Source organism: Microbacterium alkaliflavum, from assembly GCF_044325405.1.
Taxonomy (GTDB): Bacteria; Actinomycetota; Actinomycetes; order Actinomycetales; family Microbacteriaceae; genus Microbacterium; species Microbacterium alkaliflavum.
Window position 1 is genome coordinate 97,850 of sequence record NZ_JBIQWL010000001.1, and the last position, 17,318, is coordinate 115,167.

At 70.1% G+C, this 17,318-nt stretch carries 16 protein-coding genes; 12 read left to right on the top strand and 4 right to left on the bottom strand.

Annotated elements, in window-relative coordinates; genetic code table 11:
- Positions 1–61 precede the first annotated feature (61 nt).
- Both ACH3VR_RS00455 and ACH3VR_RS00460 read left to right on the top strand, forming a co-directional pair.
- Positions 62–2,134, top strand: a complete 2,073-nt coding sequence (locus tag ACH3VR_RS00455) for a DUF7363 domain-containing protein (protein WP_396638781.1) — start codon at positions 62–64, stop codon at positions 2,132–2,134.
- Positions 2,135–2,149: 15 nt separating this feature from the next.
- Complete coding sequence (locus tag ACH3VR_RS00460; RefSeq protein WP_396638782.1) at positions 2,150–4,297, top strand: caspase family protein; 2,148 nt, start codon at positions 2,150–2,152, stop codon at positions 4,295–4,297.
- Here ACH3VR_RS00460 and ACH3VR_RS00465 read toward each other — a convergent pair whose 3' ends face one another.
- Both ACH3VR_RS00465 and ACH3VR_RS00470 read right to left on the bottom strand, forming a co-directional pair.
- Positions 4,298–4,765, bottom strand: a complete 468-nt coding sequence (locus ACH3VR_RS00465; protein WP_396638783.1) for a DUF6194 family protein — start codon at positions 4,763–4,765, stop codon at positions 4,298–4,300. It lies immediately after the preceding gene.
- Between the two features lie 111 nt (positions 4,766–4,876).
- Positions 4,877–5,632: an SDR family NAD(P)-dependent oxidoreductase gene (locus ACH3VR_RS00470; protein WP_396638784.1), complete on the bottom strand. Its 756-nt coding sequence runs from the start codon at positions 5,630–5,632 to the stop codon at positions 4,877–4,879.
- Between the two features lie 109 nt (positions 5,633–5,741).
- Here ACH3VR_RS00470 and ACH3VR_RS00475 point away from each other — a divergent pair, with 109 nt between their 5' ends.
- Positions 5,742–6,317 (top strand): TetR/AcrR family transcriptional regulator, encoded by a 576-nt coding sequence (locus tag ACH3VR_RS00475; protein ID WP_396638785.1) that lies wholly within the window; start codon positions 5,742–5,744, stop codon positions 6,315–6,317.
- A 15-nt stretch (positions 6,318–6,332) separates the two neighbouring features.
- Here the strand turns inward: ACH3VR_RS00475 and ACH3VR_RS00480 are convergent, their stop codons facing one another.
- Together ACH3VR_RS00480 and cofE are read right to left on the bottom strand one after the other, a co-directional pair.
- On the bottom strand, positions 6,333–6,875 hold the full coding sequence (locus tag ACH3VR_RS00480) for an NUDIX domain-containing protein (RefSeq protein WP_396638786.1): 543 nt from the start codon (positions 6,873–6,875) through the stop codon (positions 6,333–6,335).
- Between the two features lie 5 nt (positions 6,876–6,880).
- Positions 6,881–7,645, bottom strand: a complete 765-nt coding sequence (gene cofE / locus ACH3VR_RS00485; protein WP_396638787.1) for a coenzyme F420-0:L-glutamate ligase — start codon at positions 7,643–7,645, stop codon at positions 6,881–6,883.
- A 39-nt stretch (positions 7,646–7,684) separates the two neighbouring features.
- On the opposite strand from cofE, the gene cofD reads away from it, so the two are divergent.
- The 9 genes from cofD to ACH3VR_RS00530 all read left to right on the top strand — a co-directional run bounded on the left by cofD (position 7,685) and on the right by ACH3VR_RS00530 (position 17,315).
- Positions 7,685–8,671 (top strand): 2-phospho-L-lactate transferase, encoded by a 987-nt coding sequence (gene cofD / locus ACH3VR_RS00490; RefSeq protein WP_396638788.1) that lies wholly within the window; start codon positions 7,685–7,687, stop codon positions 8,669–8,671.
- Between the two features lie 203 nt (positions 8,672–8,874).
- Positions 8,875–9,723 carry a nitrilase-related carbon-nitrogen hydrolase gene (locus ACH3VR_RS00495; RefSeq protein WP_396638789.1) on the top strand — a complete coding sequence of 283 codons (849 nt, stop codon included), beginning with the start codon at positions 8,875–8,877 and terminating at the stop codon, positions 9,721–9,723.
- 10 nt (positions 9,724–9,733) lie between these two features.
- The gene (gene hydA, locus ACH3VR_RS00500; protein ID WP_396638790.1) at positions 9,734–11,197 is read left to right on the top strand and encodes a dihydropyrimidinase; all 1,464 of its coding nucleotides are present in this window, start codon (positions 9,734–9,736) and stop codon (positions 11,195–11,197) included.
- A 2-nt stretch (positions 11,198–11,199) separates the two neighbouring features.
- Entirely contained in the window at positions 11,200–12,216 is a 1,017-nt protein-coding gene (locus ACH3VR_RS00505; protein WP_396638791.1) for a TIGR03842 family LLM class F420-dependent oxidoreductase, read from the top strand.
- Complete coding sequence (locus ACH3VR_RS00510; RefSeq protein ID WP_396638792.1) at positions 12,213–13,082, top strand: ABC transporter permease; 870 nt, start codon at positions 12,213–12,215, stop codon at positions 13,080–13,082. Before ACH3VR_RS00505 ends, ACH3VR_RS00510 begins: the two co-directional genes overlap by 4 nt.
- Positions 13,079–13,912, top strand: a complete 834-nt coding sequence (locus ACH3VR_RS00515) for an ABC transporter ATP-binding protein (RefSeq protein ID WP_396638793.1) — start codon at positions 13,079–13,081, stop codon at positions 13,910–13,912. The genes ACH3VR_RS00510 and ACH3VR_RS00515 overlap by 4 nt, the downstream gene beginning before the upstream one ends.
- The gene (locus tag ACH3VR_RS00520) at positions 13,909–14,670 is read left to right on the top strand and encodes an ABC transporter permease (RefSeq protein WP_396638794.1); all 762 of its coding nucleotides are present in this window, start codon (positions 13,909–13,911) and stop codon (positions 14,668–14,670) included. Before ACH3VR_RS00515 ends, ACH3VR_RS00520 begins: the two co-directional genes overlap by 4 nt.
- A gap of 56 nt (positions 14,671–14,726) precedes the next feature.
- Positions 14,727–15,872: an ABC transporter substrate-binding protein gene (locus tag ACH3VR_RS00525; protein WP_396638795.1), complete on the top strand. Its 1,146-nt coding sequence runs from the start codon at positions 14,727–14,729 to the stop codon at positions 15,870–15,872.
- 123 nt (positions 15,873–15,995) lie between these two features.
- Positions 15,996–17,315, top strand: coding sequence for an aspartate aminotransferase family protein (locus ACH3VR_RS00530; protein ID WP_396638796.1), 1,320 nt, complete (start codon positions 15,996–15,998; stop codon positions 17,313–17,315).
- Positions 17,316–17,318 lie beyond the last annotated feature (3 nt).

Sequence of the window (17,318 nt, forward strand, 5' to 3'; positions counted from 1 at the left end):
CGCGCGAGGGGCGTGCCCGAAATCGCGACAGTGGGGTCGGCGAGGTCGAATGGGGATGTCGATGGGCGCTGCGGCAGAGGAACCGGTGCGGGCCGGACGGGCGGAGATCTCGTTCGCCGGCGCCGTTGCGCCCGACATCGTCGAACGGCCCGTCTTCGACGAGGCGGGTTTCCCGTGGCACGATCGCGCGGCCATCGTCACGCGATTCGAGGCATCCACCCCCGGCGACGACCCGATCGCGGTGCGCGTCGTCGTCGCGGGAGACTCCTCGCGGCTTGTCGCGCTCCTGCTGCGCACCCAGGGCAGCACCGATGCCGTGCCGGCCGCAGAGGTCGGCGTGGAGCGCGCGCTGATCGAGTTCGCGGTCACGCAGTGGGCGATGGTCCTCGTGCTGGAGTTCGCCGATGCCGCCGACGCGGCGGAGGCCGTGAAGCGGTTCCCGCATCCGGATGCCTGGGCGCTGGGCGAGGGCGAGGAGGGCCAGGCCTGGTGGGAGGTGCCCGTCCAGGACGTGTTCGCTCTCGAGTCGGCGGGGATGGGCGGCGGGCCGCTCGAGGCCGAGGGCGAGATCGAGGCCGAAGCCGCTCCACCCGTGCAGGAGATCGGGCATGCGCTCGCCGAGATGCCTGCGACCTCGCGGGTGAAGGAGGAGGTCGTGCTCACCGTGACGCTCAGTCGCACGAGGCAGAAGCCGGCGGAGGGGGCCGCGCACGACGAGGCTGAGTTCGCGTTCGACCCCGGTGCGCCGATCAGCATCTCGGTCGCGACGCGGGGCTACGCGTTCGCGGCGGGCACCCGGCGCACGCGTGTCGTGCGGCTCGGGAAGGGCCGTGCTAAGGTCTCGCCGACCTTCCGGCTCGTCGCGGTGGATCCCGGCTCCGCGGAGGTCACGGTCGTCATCCGCCAGCGAGCCCGTCTGCCCCTTGCGACGCTGCGCGTGCTCAGCGAGATCGTGGCCGACGCGGCTCCCGTCGGAGCCGGCACAGCGGCTGCTGAGGCCGACGCGAAGATGCCCGACCCGGCGATGGTCCCGCTGCCGACGATCAGCATCGACGAATCGCTCGTGGGCGGGCGCTCGGTGCTCGAGGTCGGCGTGCAGATCGGCGAGAAGCACGTCGAGGGGAGGATGGCCGGTCTTCCCAAGCAGGCGATCGTCGCTGACGCGTACGACCGCATCGCGCAGCTCCGCAAGACGCTCGGGCAGACCCCGGCCGCCGAGCGGCTCGACATCGGGCTCCGGGTGCTCCGCGCCCTCGGGGTGAGCCTGTCGCGCCGCCTGTTCACGCCGGAGGTCCGCCAGTTCCTCTGGGACAACCAGGCCGAACTCCAGCGGGTGCTCATCCAGACGACGGGGGAGTTCGACATCCCGTGGGAGGTCATCTACCTGTCCGACCCGTCCCAGCCCGTGGACGAGGTCGCGCCGGACGTCGACTTCTTCCTCGGCATGCGCGGTGCGACCCGCTGGGTGTACAACGCGGCACTGCCGACGACCGTGACGGTGCGCCGCGCGCAGGCGCGCTACCTCTGCCCCCTGTACCGCGATCCGCACCTCTCCCTGGACTTCCCGCAGGACGAGGGCCGCCTCGTGAAGAAGCTGTTCCGCGCGACGTCTGTGCGGCCGGGGGACGCGGACGCCATGACGAAGGCGATCGTCGCCGGCTTCGACCTGTTTCACTTCGGTGGCCACGGGGTGTGGATGCTGGAGCCGCCCGACCAGCGACTGCTCTTCGCGGCCTACCGCGAGACGGGCGCGCCCGTGGTCGGCGCGAGCTATTCGGCATCCGATCTCCGACGTGATCTTCCCGACCGCGCAATGATCCCGCAGGACGAGCCGCCCCGCATGGTGGTGCTCAACGCGTGCGATGTCGGGCGCATCGACACGTCGTCGATCGGGCTGGGCGGGTTCCCCGAGGCGTTCCTGCGCGGCGGCGTGGGCGTGCTGATCGGATGCTCCTGGGCGGTGGACGATCACGGCGCGGGCGAGTTCATCCGCAACTTCTACGACGCGCTCGCGAACGGGACGATCGCGGACGCGGTCGCCGCCGCACGTCGGCAGTCGCTCGCCGACGGCGACGTGTCCGGACTCGCATACGTGGCCTATTCGCACCCCGACGCGGTCCTTGAGACCGCCTGAATCGAAGGAAGACGCATGAGCACCGACATCGACGACCGTCCTGCCGCGCGGGCAGCGTCGGGATTGACCGCCGCACAGCTGCTGGCCCTGAAGCCGCACGTCATCACGCTCAACGACGGCCTGCTCGATGACAAGGCCAACCCGAAGCCGGCGAGCGTCGGCGACTTCCGCACGACCCTCGCCGACCTCGACGCGATCTTCACGACGCACCTGCCCGCCTTCCTCGAGAAGCAGGCGGCCGGAACCGTGCCGATCGTGCTCTACGCCCACGGCGGTCTCGTCGACGCCGAATCCGGCTTCGCGACGGCGCAGAAGCAGGTGGACTGGTGGAAGGCGAACGGCGTCTACCCCGTCGAGTTCGTCTGGAAGACGGGCATCGCGACCGCCCTGGCCGACGCCATCATGCGCTGGATCTCGGGCGGCGCCCGGGGCTTCTTCGACGAGGCCAAGGACCGCATCATCGAGAAGGGCGCGCGGCTGCTCGGCGGAGAGGGCGTGTGGCGCGACATGAAGCTCGACGCCGCCGCAGCCAGCGAGGCGGCGGGCGGTGCGCGGGCGTTCGCGCAGCGGCTCGGCAAATGGATGAAGGAGCCCGGAAGAGCGGATGCCGTCTCCGTGCACGCCGTCGGGCACAGCGCCGGATCGATCTTCCATTCGCACCTGATCCCGGCGGCGCTGGCCGCGGGTGTGCCGCGCTTCCAGACGGTGAGCTTCCTCGCCCCCGCGGTGCGGGCGGACACGTTCAAGGCGAAGCTGCTGCCGGTCAAGGACCGCATCGGCGAGCTCACGATCTTCACGATGACCGACAAGGCCGAGCTCGACGACAACTGCTTCCACGCCTACGGCAGGTCGCTCCTGTACCTCGTGCGCGCGTCGTTCGAGCCTGCCCAGGGCACGCCGATCCTCGGACTCGCGAAATGCATCGCGGAAGACGACGAGATCAGCGGCTTCTTCGCCGGCGGCAAGCATGAGGTCGTCTACTCGCCGAGCAAGAAGCCGGTGCCGGACGACTCCGAGGCGCTGAGTCACGGCGACTTCGACGATGACCCACCCACGATGGACAGCGTCGTGCAGCGCATCACGGGACTGCCGCCCAAGCAGGGGTTCCCGGCGAAGTCGCGCGACATCGATCTGTGGACGACGCCCATCGAGCCGGGTGCCGACGGCGCGCGCGGAGCGCGCAATCCGCGGCAGGCGCTGTGCATCGGCATCGACGAGTACAAGCGCGAGGGCGACCGGCTGCAGGGATGCGTCGCCGACTCGAAGCTGTGGGCAAGCGAGCTGAAGGGCGCCGGCTTCGACGTCACCCCGCTCACGAACGCTCAGGCCACGCGGCAGAACATCCTCGGCTCGATCTTCTCGATGGTCACCAATTCCGTCGCGGGCGACGTGCTGGTGATCCAGTACTCGGGGCATGGAACGCGCGTCCCGGATGCCGGGGGCGACGAGCCCGACTCGTTCGATGAGGCGATCTGCCCGGTCGACTTCCGATCGGGTCAGCTGCTCATCGACGACGATCTCGCGCAGGTGTGGGACCTCATCCCCGACGGGGTCTCAGTGACGATCTTCTTCGACTCGTGTCACTCCGGCGGCGCCAACCGCGGCACCGACCGGGACGGCGACTCGCTCGCGCGGGGCGTCGAGCTCGACTCGTCCGACATCCGGCGGTACCGCATCGCGCGGGGGCAGCTCGCGCCGACTCGGCAGGAGGGCGCGCGCGACGCCGTCGTCGAGTCCGAGACGAAGGGCGAGAAGCCTGCGTCGGCAGACGTTCCGCGCGCCGCGCGGGAGGTGCTCTTCTCGGCCTGCCGGTCGGATCAGCTGGCCTGGGAGACGAGCGGACAGGGCGACTTCACCAAGTTCACGGCGCCGCTGCTCGCGAAGAGCATCGGGAAGGTGTCGAACAGCGAGTTCTACAAGGCCATCGCCGACGGCTTCAACGCCTTCCGGCAGGAGCCGCAGTTCACCTCTCCCGAGGGCGCCTCGGGGGCTCTGCTGCTCGGACCTGCGACAGCCGAAACGTCAGGCGGAGGCGACCAGCAGCCCCCGAAGACGCCCGAGAACGACACCGCGGGCCCGGCCCGCTCGGACAGGAACCCGGACGCGCGGGATGCCGCGCTCGCGAAGATCCTGCACGGGCTCGCCGAGCTGCTGGAGAGCTGATCAGCCCGCGTCCGCGGATCGACGCCGGTCGGCGCGACGCACGGCGTCGTAATAGGCGCTGCGCACGAGGTCGAGGACCTGCGCCGAGGTGCGCTCCGCGGGGTTGACGACCGAGACCCAGCCCAGAGCGGCGTACACGGGGTGGGGGAGGATGGCGTCGGCTTCGGCGTGATCGACGGAGACGGCATCCTTCGGCGAACTGCCGATGAGCTCGCGGAACAGCTCGCTGCCGACGTGGACGTTGACCCGCCAGCGGCCGTCGCCGAGCCGCGACGCGGTGTCGTCGGGGTAGTCCTTCGTCACGATCGTCGTGAACGGCTGCGTGTTGGCCGGCACCTCGCCACCGGGGGCGAAGTAGAAGAAGGAGTCGCCCCACGCGATCTCGGGGAACGGGCCGCCCTCCTCGGGCGCGAGCACGAGGATGCCTTCGAATGCGCGGACGGTCTCGACGAGCTCTCGCATCTCCATGCGCCCAGTCTGCCCCGCAGCCGCACCACAGCGTCGGAGATCACCACCGCGCCGGGCGGGAAGCCGGGGTGGCCTCCGACGACGTGGCGATCTCCGACGTTGCGGCGGGCGTCAGTGCGCGGCGTACCCGCCGTCGACGAGGTGGTAGCTGCCCGAGATGAACGAGGCTGCGTCCGAGGAGAGGAACGCCACGAGGTCGGCGACCTCCTGCGGGTCGCCGAGCCGGCCGAGGGCGTGCTGCGCGGCGAGCGCGGCCTGGGAGTCGGCGTCGAGGTTCGCGTCGACGAGCGGCGTGTGGATGAAGCCGGGGCCGACCGCGTTGACGCGCACCCCCTGTGCGCCGTACTCGAGGGCCGCGTTCTTGGTGAGGCCGACGACGCCGTGCTTGGACGCGACGTAGGCGGACGACATGGGGATGCCGACAGAGCCGAGCACCGACGCCATGTTGACGATCGCGCCGCCGCCGTTGCGCGCGATGACGGGCGCCTGCGCGCGAGTCCCGTAGAACACGGCGTTGAGGTTGATGTCGATGACCTTCTGCCACGAGTCGATCGGGTACTCGCCGACGGGGGCTGCGGCACCGCCGATGCCCGCGTTGTTGACCGCGATGCGCAGCGGGGCGAGGACTTCCGCCGCCTCGACCGCGGCGACTCCCGCTTCTGGGTCGGACACGTCGCCGACGAACGCGACCGCCGTGCCGCCCGCAGCCGTGATCTCGGCGACGACCGCGTCGGCGGCCTCCTGTCGCACGTCCGCGACGACGACGGCGGCGCCGTTCGCGGCGAGGGTGAGGGCGACAGCCCGGCCGATGCCGGAACCTGCTCCCGTGACGATGGCAGAGCGCTCCGCGACATCGTACGTGGCCATGATTTACCTCCATTGGTGGCGTCATTCGCGGCGCCGTGGTGTTTCTCCGACAGTTGTCGGTTATGCAGGAGATAACCTACACCTGTCGGAGAACATTCCCGGAGGTGTCATGGACCCGCGCAGACGTCGCAGTCGTGGCCGTCTCTACGCCGCCGCGCTCGACCTCGCGTCCGCTGAGCCCATCGCATCGCTCAGCGTGACGCAGGTCGCCGACGCGGCAGGCGTGCACCGTTCGACCTTCTACGAGCACGCGTCCTCGCCCGCCGGCCTCGTCGAGCAGGCGCTCACAGGCGAGCTCGACGACCTGCGCGCCGCGCTCCTCGAGGACCGATCGGATGCCGCGACCGCCGTCGCGACGGTCACGGAGGGCGTGCTCGACCACGTCGCCCGGCACGCGGCCATCTATCGGCGCGAGCTCGCCGACGGCCGCGGAAGCCTGCACGCCATGCTGAGCCGGCACTTCCGTGAGACGACGCGCATCCTGCTCGAGCGCGACCGCGTGCGGATCGACGTCGACGTCGACGGAGTCCCGCATTCCGAGGTCGATGAGGCGGCGAGCCGCTTCCTCGCCGACGGCACCGTGGGCGTCATCGAGGGGTGGCTGCAGCATCCCGAACCGCGCGTCGAGGACTTCCTGCGGGTGTACCTCGCGATCCTGCCGGGGTGGTGGCCGCAGGTCGGGTGAGCGGCGCGGCGCGGGTCAGCGGAAGCGGCCGAGCCGGATGCCGGCGAAGGCCAGCGCCGCGATCGTCTCGCCGTCGCTGATGGCGCCCGACGAGATGAGCCCGAGCACGTCGGCGAACGGCATCCACTGGACTGCGTCGATGCCCTCCTCCGCCTGCGAGTGCGCGGCATCCGCCGCGCGTTGCAGATCGCGTGCCAGGAAGATGTGCTCGGGTGCATTCGCGATCCCGTTGAGGGCGTTCACATTGCCGAGGTGCGTCCATTCGGACGCCGCGAACCCCGTCTCCTCGAGCAGCTCGCGCTTCGCCGCGACCAGCGGGTCGTCTCCGTCGGAGCCGCCGGCAGGCACTTCGAGTGACGGCCCGCCCGTCGCATAGCGGTCGAGCGAGACGACGCATACGCGCTCCTCCGCGTCGATCGCGACGACGAAGACGGCGGGATGCTGCATCTCGACGACGCCGTAGATCCCGGTGCCGTGCGGACCGTGCACGTCGTCCTCGCGCACGCGGATCCAGCGGTTCTCGTAGACGGTGCGGGACGCGAGGGTCTTCCAGGCCATACCCGTCACCCCTCACGGGCCGCGGCGAGCCCGGCGGCGTAGCCGGCCTCCCACGACTCGTGCGATCCCGTGTGGAAGAGGTCGCGCTCCCGCTCGCGCACGATGCTGCGCGCGCCCGGCAGGTCGAGGTCGCCGACGAGGTCGGGGCGGCCGCGCACGACCGCGACCGGCACGCCCGTCGTCTTGCGCTTGACGAGGTCGGCGGCCGCCGCGAGCTCGTCGGCGACGCAGGGGAGCGTCACCACGAGTGGCCGCCCGGCGGAATCCACACCGCCGCGGTAGTCCTCGAAGACGTGCACGCCGGCCGCGCCGATCGCGCTGTCGGTCTGGCCGTCGCGCCACGCGCGGCCCAGGGTGTCCGACACGATGACCCCGACCTGGGCGCCGGTCGCGGCGCGCAGTCCCGCCGCGAGCGCGCGGGCCGAGCCGTCCGGATCCACGGGGAGCAGCAGCACCGTCCCCTCGGGGGTGTTGCTCGCATCGACGCCGGCCGCCGCGGCGATGATCCCGAGCCGGCTCTCGACGATGCGCACCCTGCCGTCGGCCGACGTCGCCACGATCCGGGCGCTCTCCGCCTCGATCGCGTCGGCGCGGTCGTCGGCAGCGATCATCCGGCCTTCGGCCTTCGACACGATCTTCGACGTCACGACGAGGATGTCGCCGTCCCGCAGCGTGGCGGCCGCCGCGATCACCGCGACGAGATCGTCGCCCTCGCGGATCTCGGGGATGCCGCGCAGCGGCAGGATCGTGAGCTCGGCGACGTCGGGCATGCCGCCACGCTACCAACCGCTTCGGTAGGCTCGACCGTCGTGCAGGACGACCGCTCTTCTCTCGACGGCCCGCGGGTCGTCCTCCTCGCCGGCGGCGCCGGCGGCTCGACGTTCGCCGTGGGACTCCGCGACGTCCTCGTCGCGGCGGGCGGCTCCCTGACCGTGATCTGCAACACGGCCGACGACCTCTGGGTGCACGCCCTGCGCGTCCAGCCCGACGTCGACTCCATGCTCTACGGCCTGGCCGGCGTCAAAGACGCCGAGCGCGGCTGGGGTCGGGCAGGCGAGTCGGAGCGCGTGTCGCACGAGCTGCGCGAGTGGGGCCTCGGATGGGACTGGTTCGCGCTCGGCGACCTCGACCTCGGCACCCACATCGCCCGCACGTCGTGGCTGCGCGACGGCGACGGAGTCGGCGCGGTCGTTGAACGGCTGAACCGCCGGTGGGAGCTCGGCGCCACCCTCCTGCCGATGACCGAGGACGAGGTCGACACCTTCGTCGAGCTCGACGACGGCACGATCCACTTCCAGGAGTGGTGGACGCGCCACCGGGCGAAGCGCGAGCCACGGGGCTTCGCCAACCCCGGCATCGAGTCGGCGCGGCCGGCCCCGGGCGTCCTCGAGGCGATCGCCGAGGCCGACGTCGTCGTGCTCGCGCCGTCGAACCCCGTCGTCTCGATCGGGCCGATCCTCGGCATCCCGGGCATCGCCCCGGCCATCCGCGCCGCGAAGGCGCACGTCGTCGGCGTCTCGCCGATCATCGGAGGCTCTCCCGTGCGCGGCATGGCCGACGTATGCCTGCGGGCCGTGGGCGTCGAGTGTTCCGCGACGGGCGTCGCGGGACTGTACGGCGCGCGCGCCGCGGGCGGACTGCTCGACGCCTGGCTCATCGCCGAGGAGGACGCGGCCGAGGCGTCCCGCGTGGCGGAGCTCGGCATCCATCCCGTCGTCACGCCCCTGTGGATGAAGGATGTCGCGCTCACGCGCACCCTCGCGGCCGACGCACTCGCCGCCGCCGTGCCTCGCTGACCTCGTCTGGGACGGCGTCGCGCGCGCCGTCGGACTGAATGCCTCTTGCGGTGTCGGGCCCCCGGACTTAACTATGGGGACACAGCCGGAAACGGGCGTGAAACCTTCATGCCCTGGAATACAGGAATCCGGCACGGAATGCCCGAGCCTGACGCGACAGGGACGCCGCGTCCGACGACATGGGCGGCGACATGGAGGCGGCTATGGCTGTTGTTCGAGCGGCGATCACGCAGACCACCTGGACGGGCGACAAGGAGTCGATGCTCGACAAGCACGAGCAGTTCGCCCGTGACGCAGCGTCGCAGGGCGCGCAGGTCGTGTGTTTCCAGGAGCTCTTCTACGGCCCCTACTTCGGGATCACGCAGGACAAGAAGTACTACCGCTTCGCCGAGGCCGCCGACGGGCCGATCGTGCAGCGCTTCGCGGCGCTCGCCAAGGAGCTCGGCGTCGTGTCGGTGCTTCCCATCTACGAAGAGGCGCAGACCGGCGTCTACTACAACACCGCCGTCCTCGTCGACGCGGACGGCACCGTCCTCGGCAAATACCGCAAGCACCATCTGCCGCACCTCGACCGGTTCTGGGAGAAGTTCTACTTCCGGCCCGGCAACCTCGGCTATCCCGTGTTCGAGACGGCGGTCGGCCGGGTCGGCATGTACATCTGCTACGACCGGCACTTCCCCGAGGGATGGCGCGAGCTCGGCCTGAACGACGCGCACCTGGTCTTCAACCCCAACGCGACCAAGCCCGGCCTGTCGAACCGGCTGTGGGAGGTCGAGGGCCCGGCGGCCGCCGTCGCGAACGGCTACTTCGTGCTCCAGCCCAACCGGGTCGGGCGTGAGGACAACGAGTACGGCGACCTCGCGGTCGACTTCTACGGCACGAGCCAGGTGATCGATCCGCGCGGCAACTTCGTCGGCGAGCGCGGCTCGGGAACGCAGGAGGAGGTGCTCGTGCGCGACCTCGACATGAATATGGTGCTCGAGATGCGCGACGACTGGCAGTTCTATCGCGACCGCCGACCCGACTCGTACACCCAGATCGCGAAGCCGTAAGGGGACGGACATGGCGACGACACTCATCAAGGGCGGCACCGTCGTATCGGCGACGGGCCGCAGCGAGGCCGATGTGCTCATCGACGGCGAGACGATCGTCGCCGTGCTGGCGCCCGGCTCGCAGCTGCTCGGGACGGATGTCGCGGCATCCGTCGACACCGTCATCGATGCGACCGGCAGATACGTCATCCCGGGCGGCATCGACGCGCACACCCACATGCAGCTGCCGTTCGGCGGCACGTCGGCGAGCGACACGTTCGAGACGGGCACGCGCGCGGCGGCGTGGGGAGGCACGACGACGATCATCGACTTCGCCGTGCAGACGTACGGCACGAAGGTGCAGGACGGCCTGGCCAGATGGCACGACCTCGCCGCCGGCAACTGCGCCATCGACTACGGGTTCCACCAGATCATCGGCGGCATCGACGACGAGTCGCTCGCCTTCATGCCGACCCTCATCGACGAGGGCATCACGAGCTTCAAGCTCTTCATGGCGTATCCCGGGGTGTTCTACTCCGACGACGCGCAGGTCCTGCAGGCGATGCAGGTCTCGCGCGACACGGGGCTGCTCACGATGATGCACGCCGAGAACGGGCCCGCGATCGATGTGCTCGCCAAGCAGCTGGTCGAGCAGGGCAAATCGTCGCCCTACTTCCACGGCATCGCCCGCGCGTGGCAGATGGAGGAGGAGGCGACGCACCGCGCGATCATGCTCGCGAACGTCACCGGCGCGCCGCTGTACGTCGTGCACGTCAGCGCCAAGCAGGCCGTCGAACAGCTCGCCGCGGCCCGCGACAAGGGCTGGAACGTGTTCGGCGAGACCTGTCCGCAGTACCTCTACCTGTCCTTGGAGGAGCAGCTCGGCGCGTCGAGCGAGGAGTGGGGCGACTTCGAGGGTGCCAAGTGGGTGTGCTCGACGCCGCTGCGCTCGCGTGCCGAGGGCCACCAGGACCACATGTGGCAGGCACTGCGCACGAACGACCTGCAGATGGTCTCGACCGACCACTGCCCGTTCTGCATGAAGGACCAGAAGGAGCTCGGGCTCGGTGACTTCCGCAAGATCCCGAACGGCATCGGCTCGATCGAGCACCGCATGGACCTCATGTACCAGGGAGTCGTCACCGGCAGGATCACGCTCGAGCGGTGGGTCGAGCTCACCTCGACCACCCCGGCACGCATGTTCGGGCTCTACGGCCGCAAGGGTGTCATCCAGCCGGGCGCCGACGGCGACGTCGTCGTCTACGACCCGAACGGCCACACGTCGATCGGTCTCGGCCAGCGGCCGGATGGCTCGCCTACCGGCAGGTCCCACCACATGAACATGGACTACTCGGCCTGGGAGGGCTACGAGATCGACGGACACGTCGACACGGTCCTCTCCCGCGGCAAGGTCATCGTCGACGGCGGCGAGTACCTCGGATCGAAGGGCGACGGGCGCTACCTCAAGCGCGGCCTGTCGCAGTACCTGGTGTAGCCGTGGACTTCGGCGTCGTCCTGCAGACCAACCCGCCCGCGTCGCGCACCGTGCAGCTCGCGAAGCTCGCCGAGGCGCACGGCTTCAGCCACGTGTGGACGTTCGACTCGCACCTGCTGTGGGAGGAGCCGTACGTCATCTACTCCGCGATCCTCGCGCAGACCAACCGCATCACGGTGGGGCCGTTCGTGACGAACCCGTCGACGCGCGACTGGACGGTCACGGCATCCGTCTTCGCGACCCTCAACGAGATGTACGGCAACCGGACGATCTGCGGCATCGGCCGCGGCGACTCCGCCGTGCGCGTCACGAACGGGCAGCCGGCGTCGCTCACGGCGGTGCGCGAGGCCATCCACGTCATCCGCGAGCTCGCCAACTCGCGGCCCGTCGAGTACAAGGGCGCGACGCTGCAGTTCCCGTGGAGCCGCGGGTCTTCACTCGACGTGTGGGTCGCGGCGTACGGGCCTTTGGCGTTGAAGCTCGCGGGCGAGGTCGGCGACGGGTTCATCCTGCAGCTCGCCGACGTCGACATCGCCGCCTGGATGATCAAGAGCGTCCGGGATGCCGCGGCGAACGTCGGCCGCGACCCCGACTCGATCGCCTTCTGCGTCGCCGCGCCGATGTACATCGGCACCGACTGGCAGCACATGCGCGACCAGTGCCGGTGGTTCGGCGGGATGGTGGGCAACCACGTCGCCGACATCGTCGCGAAGTACGGGGTGCACGGCGCCGTTCCCGATGCGCTGACCGAGTACATCGCGGGCCGCACGGGCTACGACTACAACACGCACGGCAAGGCCGACAACGACCACGTCGACTTCGTCCCCGACGCCATCGTCGACCGGTTCTGCATCCTCGGCACGGCCGAGGAGCACATCGCGAAGCTCGAGCAGCTGCGCGCGCTCGGGGTGACCCAGTTCGCCGGCTACCTCCAGCACGACAACAAGGAGGAGACGATGCGCGTCTACGGGGAGCACGTCATCCCCGCCGTGTCCGAGCACGTCACGGCCAAGTCGTGACGCGACTGCGGCCCGTCCTGCTCGGCGTCCTCGGGGTGGTGCTCCTCGCCGTGCTCTGGGAGGCGTACAAGCTCCTCGCCCCGGCGGAGGGCGTCGTGATCGGCGGGCTCACGGTGCTGCCGCGCACGAGCGCGCTCGCGATGCCGCACGTGTGGGACATGGTCGCCCGTTCGCTGGAACCCGTCACTCGCTCGCCTGGAGCGCCGCCGCTGTGGCTCGCGACCCTCCAGGCGGCGCTCGTGACGCTCGGGATCGCCGCCGTCGGGTGGACGATCGGGGTCGTCGTCGGGTTCGGCATCGCCGTGCTCATGCAGCGATTCCGCACAGCCGAGTCCGCGCTCCTCCCGTGGGTCGTGCTCAGCCAGACGGTGCCGCTCATCGCACTCGCGCCACTCGTGCGCCGCTGGGGCTCGCAGCTGGAATTCGGCTCGCTCCACTGGGAGAACTGGATGTCCGTCGCCGTCATCGCCAGCTACCTCGCCTTCTTCCCGGTCTCGGTCGGCGCGCTGCGCGGCTTCTCCTCGCCTGAGCGCGCGCAGCTCGACCTCATGCGCGCGTACGGCGTCGGCTGGTGGCGCACCTTCGCCAGCCTGCGACTCCCCGCGAGCGTGCCCTATCTCATCCCGGCGCTGCGTCTGGGTGCGGCCGGCGCCGTCGTCGGCGCGGTGGTGGCGGAGGTGTCGATCGGCATGCGCGGCGGCATCGGCCGCGCGATCGTGGAGTACGCGGCCAGCGGCAGTTCCGATCCGGCCAAGCAGTGGTCGCCGATCTTCGGCGCCGTGCTCATCGGGCTGCTCGCCGCGGGATTCGTCGTGATGCTCGGTGTCGGCCTTCGGCGCTACCGCAGGGGAGAGGTGAGCCAGTGACGAGACCGGATGACACGCCATCGGACGCCGCGACCGCTGCAGTGCACGTAGAGGGCGTCTCGAAGACGTTCACAACGGGCAAGGGCAAGACCGTGCACGCGCTGGAGAGCATCGACCTCACGGTCGCCGACGGCGAGTTCGTCTCGCTCATCGGCCCCAGCGGGTGCGGCAAGTCCACCCTCATGCGGCTCATCGCCGACCTCGACGAGCCCACCGGCGGCGTGATCTCGGTGTTCGGCAAGCCGCCGCGTCGCGCGCGCCTCGACCAGGACTACGGCATCGCCTTCCAGCAGGCGGGGCTCCTGCCGTGGCGGACAGTACGCGGGAACGTCGAGCTTCCGCTCGCGCTGCACGGGGTCAGCCTCGCCGCGCAGCAGACGCGGGCCAAGGAGCTCCTCGATCTCGTCGGACTCGCAGACTTCGCAGACCGGTTCCCCGATCAGCTGTCGGGCGGCATGCAGCAGCGGGTCGCGATCGCGCGGGCGTTCGCGGAGAAGCCGCGGCTTCTCCTCATGGACGAGCCGTTCGGCGCCCTCGACGAGATGACCCGCGAGACCATGCAGACTGAACTGGCCCGCATCTGCGCCGAGACCGGTGCCGCGGTCGTCTTCGTGACGCACTCGATTCCCGAGGCGGTCTTCCTCTCCGACCGGGTCGTCGTCATGTCGCCGCGCCCGGGGCGGATCACCGCGGTCCTCGAGATGGCGCTGCGCGGCGAGCGCACAGAGGAACTGCGCGAAGACGCCGCCTTCTTCGAACAGGTCAGCGCCGTCCGCGAGGCGCTGCACGGCTCGCCGAAGGCGGGACCCCGCGGCGTGGAGACACGGTGAACGCCGACCGCGTGCGCGTCGTCGCCTCCCCGATCGTGTTCGGGCTCGCGGCGGTCGCGCTCTGGCAGGTGATCGTGGTCGTCTTCCAGATCAAGCCCTTCGTCGTGCCGAGTCCGCTGTCGATCGGCGACCAGTTCGTCTCGCGGCTCGACGTCATCTGGCTCGCGAGCCTGGGCACGGCGTCGAACGCCCTCGTCGGGCTCGTCGTGGGCACCGTCGTCGGCACGCTGTGGGCCCTGCTCGCGGCCGCGTGGCGGCCCCTGGACGAAGTCACCGCCCCGCTCATCACGGCGCTCGCCGTCATCCCGATCGTCGCGCTCGCGCCGGTCTTCTATGCGATGTTCGGCGCAAGCGTCGAGACCGGCCGTCAGATCGTCGCCTCCGTCGCGGTGTTCATCCCCGTGTACTTCAACGTGCTCCGGGGCCTCCGTCAGGTCAAACCCATCCACCGCGACCTGATGCGCGCCTATGCGGCATCCGCGCGGCAGATGAGCCGCCACGTCACGCTGCCCGGGGCGCTGCCGTTCTTCTTCACGGGACTGCGCATCGCGTCCTCGCTCGCCGTCATCTCCGCACTCGTCGCGGAGTACTTCGGCGGGCCGGTGAGCGGCCTCGGCAAGGCGATCACGTCCGCCGTGTCGTCGAGCAACTACGCGCTCGCGTGGGCGTTCGTGCTCGGTGCGATCCTCACCGGTCTCGTCTTCTACTGCGCCGTCTACGCGCTGGAGGCGCTCGTGATGAGCCGCTTCCGCCACTGACCTGCCGCGTTCGCGCGACCGGAACACCGAGAGCAACACCAGAAGGAGGAAATCCCATGAAGCACAGCAACCAGCGGCTGCTTGCCGTCGGCGCATTCGGCGTCGCGGCCGCTCTCGCCCTCGTCGGCTGTTCGTCCGGCGGATCGGCGGAACCGAGCGAGAGCGGCGGCCTCACCCCGGTCACCCTTCAGCTCCAGTGGGTGTCCCAGGCGCAGTTCGCCGGCTACTACGCCGCGCTCGCCGAGGGGTACTACAAGGACGAGGGCCTGGACGTCACGATCCAGGAGGCGGGCACCGACACGGTTCCGATCGACGTGCTCGCCGCCGGCGACGCCGACTTCGCGATCTCGTGGGTGCCGAAGGTGCTCGGCTCGATCGAGCAGGGCACGAACGTCACCGACATCGCGCAGATCTTCGAGCGCTCGGCCACGACTCAGATCTCGTTCAAGGACGAGGGGATCACGAAGCCGGAGGACCTCAAGGGCAAGAAGGTCGGCAGCTGGGGATACGGCAACGAGTGGGAGCTGTTCGCCGGCATGCAGAAGGCGGGCATCGACACCTCCAACGGCATCACCCTCGTGCAGCAGGCGTTCGACATGAACGGGTTCCTGGCGGGCGACATCGACGCGGCGCAGGCGATGACCTACAACGAGTACGCCCAGGTGCTCGAGACGGTCAACCCCGCGACGGGCGAGCTCTACCAGCCCGACGACCTCAACGTCATCAACTGGAACGACGTGGGCACCGCCATGCTCCAGGACGCCATCTGGGCCGACGCCGATCGACTGGAATCCGACTCGGCGTACGCCGACACGGCCGTCAAGTTCATCAAGGCCTCGATCAAGGGCTGGGTCTACGCCAGGGACAACCCTGAGAAGGCCGCGCAGATCGTGACGGATGCCGGCTCCACCCTGGGCACCAGCCATCAGCTCTGGATGACCAACGAGGTCAACAAGCTCATCTGGCCCTCGACCAGCGGCGTCGGCACGATCAACAAGGACCAGTGGGATCAGACCGTCGACATCGCGTTGAAGACGAAGAACGACACCGGCTCCACGATCATCACCACCGATCCGCCCAAGACCGCCTACTCAAACACCTACGTCGAGAAGGCGCTGAAGGAGCTGAAGGACGAAGGCGTCGACGTCATGGGAGAGTCGTTCACCCCCATGACGGTCACGCTCAACGAGGGCGGCAACTGACAGCACTCTCGCGGAGGCGGTCCGTAGGACGGATGCCCGAGACCGGCCAGGTGGAATTCCGCCTGGCCGGTCTCGGGCCGGTCCCGGCCCCGCGAGGCCGAGGACGGGGCGAGAATGGCAGGCATGACCTTGAGCGACGCGACCACCGATCTCGACGAGCTCGCCACGCGGCTCGACCGCGAGTACGTCTTCCACTCGTGGTCGGCGCAGAAGGCGCTCGCGCCCGTCGTCATCGCGGGCGGCTCGGGCAGCGTCGTCTGGGACCACGCCGGCAAGCGCTACCTCGATTTCTCGAGCCAGCTCGTCAACGTCAACATCGGGCACCAGCATCCCGCCGTCATCGAGGCGATCCATCGCCAGGCCGATCAGCTCGCGACGGTCGGTCCGTCGGCGGCGAACCTCACGCGCGGCGAGGCCGCGAAGCGCATCGTCGCGCGGGCGCCCGAGGGCTTCTCCAAGGTCTTCTTCACCAACGGCGGCGCCGACGCGATCGAGAACGCGATCCGCATGGCGCGGCTGCACACGGGCCGCGACAAGGTGCTCTCGACCTACCGCTCGTACCACGGCAATACCGGTGCGGCGATCGTCGCGACGGGGGACTGGCGACGGATGCCGAACGAGTTCGCCCGCGGACACGTGCACTTCTTCGGCCCCTATCTCTACCGCTCCGAGTTCTGGGCCACTACGCCCGAGGAGGAGAGCGCCCGCGCGCTGCAGCACCTGCGCCGCGTCATCCAGTCGGAGGGCCCCGGCACGATCGCGGCGATCCTCCTCGAATCGGTGCCCGGCACGGCCGGCATCCTCATCCCGCCGCCCGGCTATCTCGCAGGCGTGCGCGCCCTCGCCGACGAGTACGACATCCTCCTGATCCTCGACGAGGTCATGGCCGGGTTCGGCCGCACGGGCCGCTGGTTCGCCTTCCAGGGCTACGACGTCGTGCCCGATCTCATCACCTTCGCGAAGGGCGTCAACTCGGGCTACGTGCCCGTCGGCGGCGTCATCATCCCCGACCGCATCGCGGCGACGTTCGACGAGCGCGTCTTCCCGGGCGGCCTGACCTACAGCGGACACCCGCTCGCGGCGGCCTCGATCGTCGGCGCACTCGACGCGATGGAGTCGGAGGGGATCGTCGAGAACGCGCGGCGCATCGGCACGGAGAAGCTCGGTCCGGGGCTCCGCGAACTCGCCGAGAAGCACGAGGCGATCGGCGAGGTGCGCGGCGAAGGCGTGTTCTGGGCGCTCGAGCTCGTCGCCGACCGCGAGACGCGCGAGCCGCTGCCGGCCGCCGCGATCGGCAAGCTCAAGAGCGCGCTCGTGTCGCGCGGACTGCTGCCCTTCCAGGCCGACAACCGCATCCACGTCGTGCCGCCCTGCGTCGTCACCGACGACGAGGTCGACGAGGCGCTCGCGATCTACGACGACGCCTTCGCCGCCGCGCTCTGAGCA

Excerpts from the sequence above, each read along its gene's own strand:
- ACH3VR_RS00470 (WP_396638784.1), bottom strand. The coding sequence starts at position 5,632 with ATGGCCACGTACGATGTCGCGGAGCGCTCTGCCATCGTCACGGGAGCA.
- cofE (WP_396638787.1), bottom strand. The coding sequence starts at position 7,645 with ATGCCCGACGTCGCCGAGCTCACGATCCTGCCGCTGCGCGGCATCCCC.
- hydA (WP_396638790.1), top strand. The coding sequence starts at position 9,734 with ATGGCGACGACACTCATCAAGGGCGGCACCGTCGTATCGGCGACGGGC.
- ACH3VR_RS00495 (WP_396638789.1), top strand. The coding sequence starts at position 8,875 with ATGGCTGTTGTTCGAGCGGCGATCACGCAGACCACCTGGACGGGCGAC.
- ACH3VR_RS00460 (WP_396638782.1), top strand. The coding sequence starts at position 2,150 with ATGAGCACCGACATCGACGACCGTCCTGCCGCGCGGGCAGCGTCGGGA.
- ACH3VR_RS00480 (WP_396638786.1), bottom strand. The coding sequence starts at position 6,875 with ATGGCCTGGAAGACCCTCGCGTCCCGCACCGTCTACGAGAACCGCTGG.
- ACH3VR_RS00465 (WP_396638783.1), bottom strand. The coding sequence starts at position 4,765 with ATGGAGATGCGAGAGCTCGTCGAGACCGTCCGCGCATTCGAAGGCATC.
- ACH3VR_RS00530 (WP_396638796.1), top strand. The coding sequence starts at position 15,996 with ATGACCTTGAGCGACGCGACCACCGATCTCGACGAGCTCGCCACGCGG.
- ACH3VR_RS00455 (WP_396638781.1), top strand. The coding sequence starts at position 62 with ATGGGCGCTGCGGCAGAGGAACCGGTGCGGGCCGGACGGGCGGAGATC.
- ACH3VR_RS00475 (WP_396638785.1), top strand. The coding sequence starts at position 5,742 with ATGGACCCGCGCAGACGTCGCAGTCGTGGCCGTCTCTACGCCGCCGCG.
- ACH3VR_RS00525 (WP_396638795.1), top strand. The coding sequence starts at position 14,727 with ATGAAGCACAGCAACCAGCGGCTGCTTGCCGTCGGCGCATTCGGCGTC.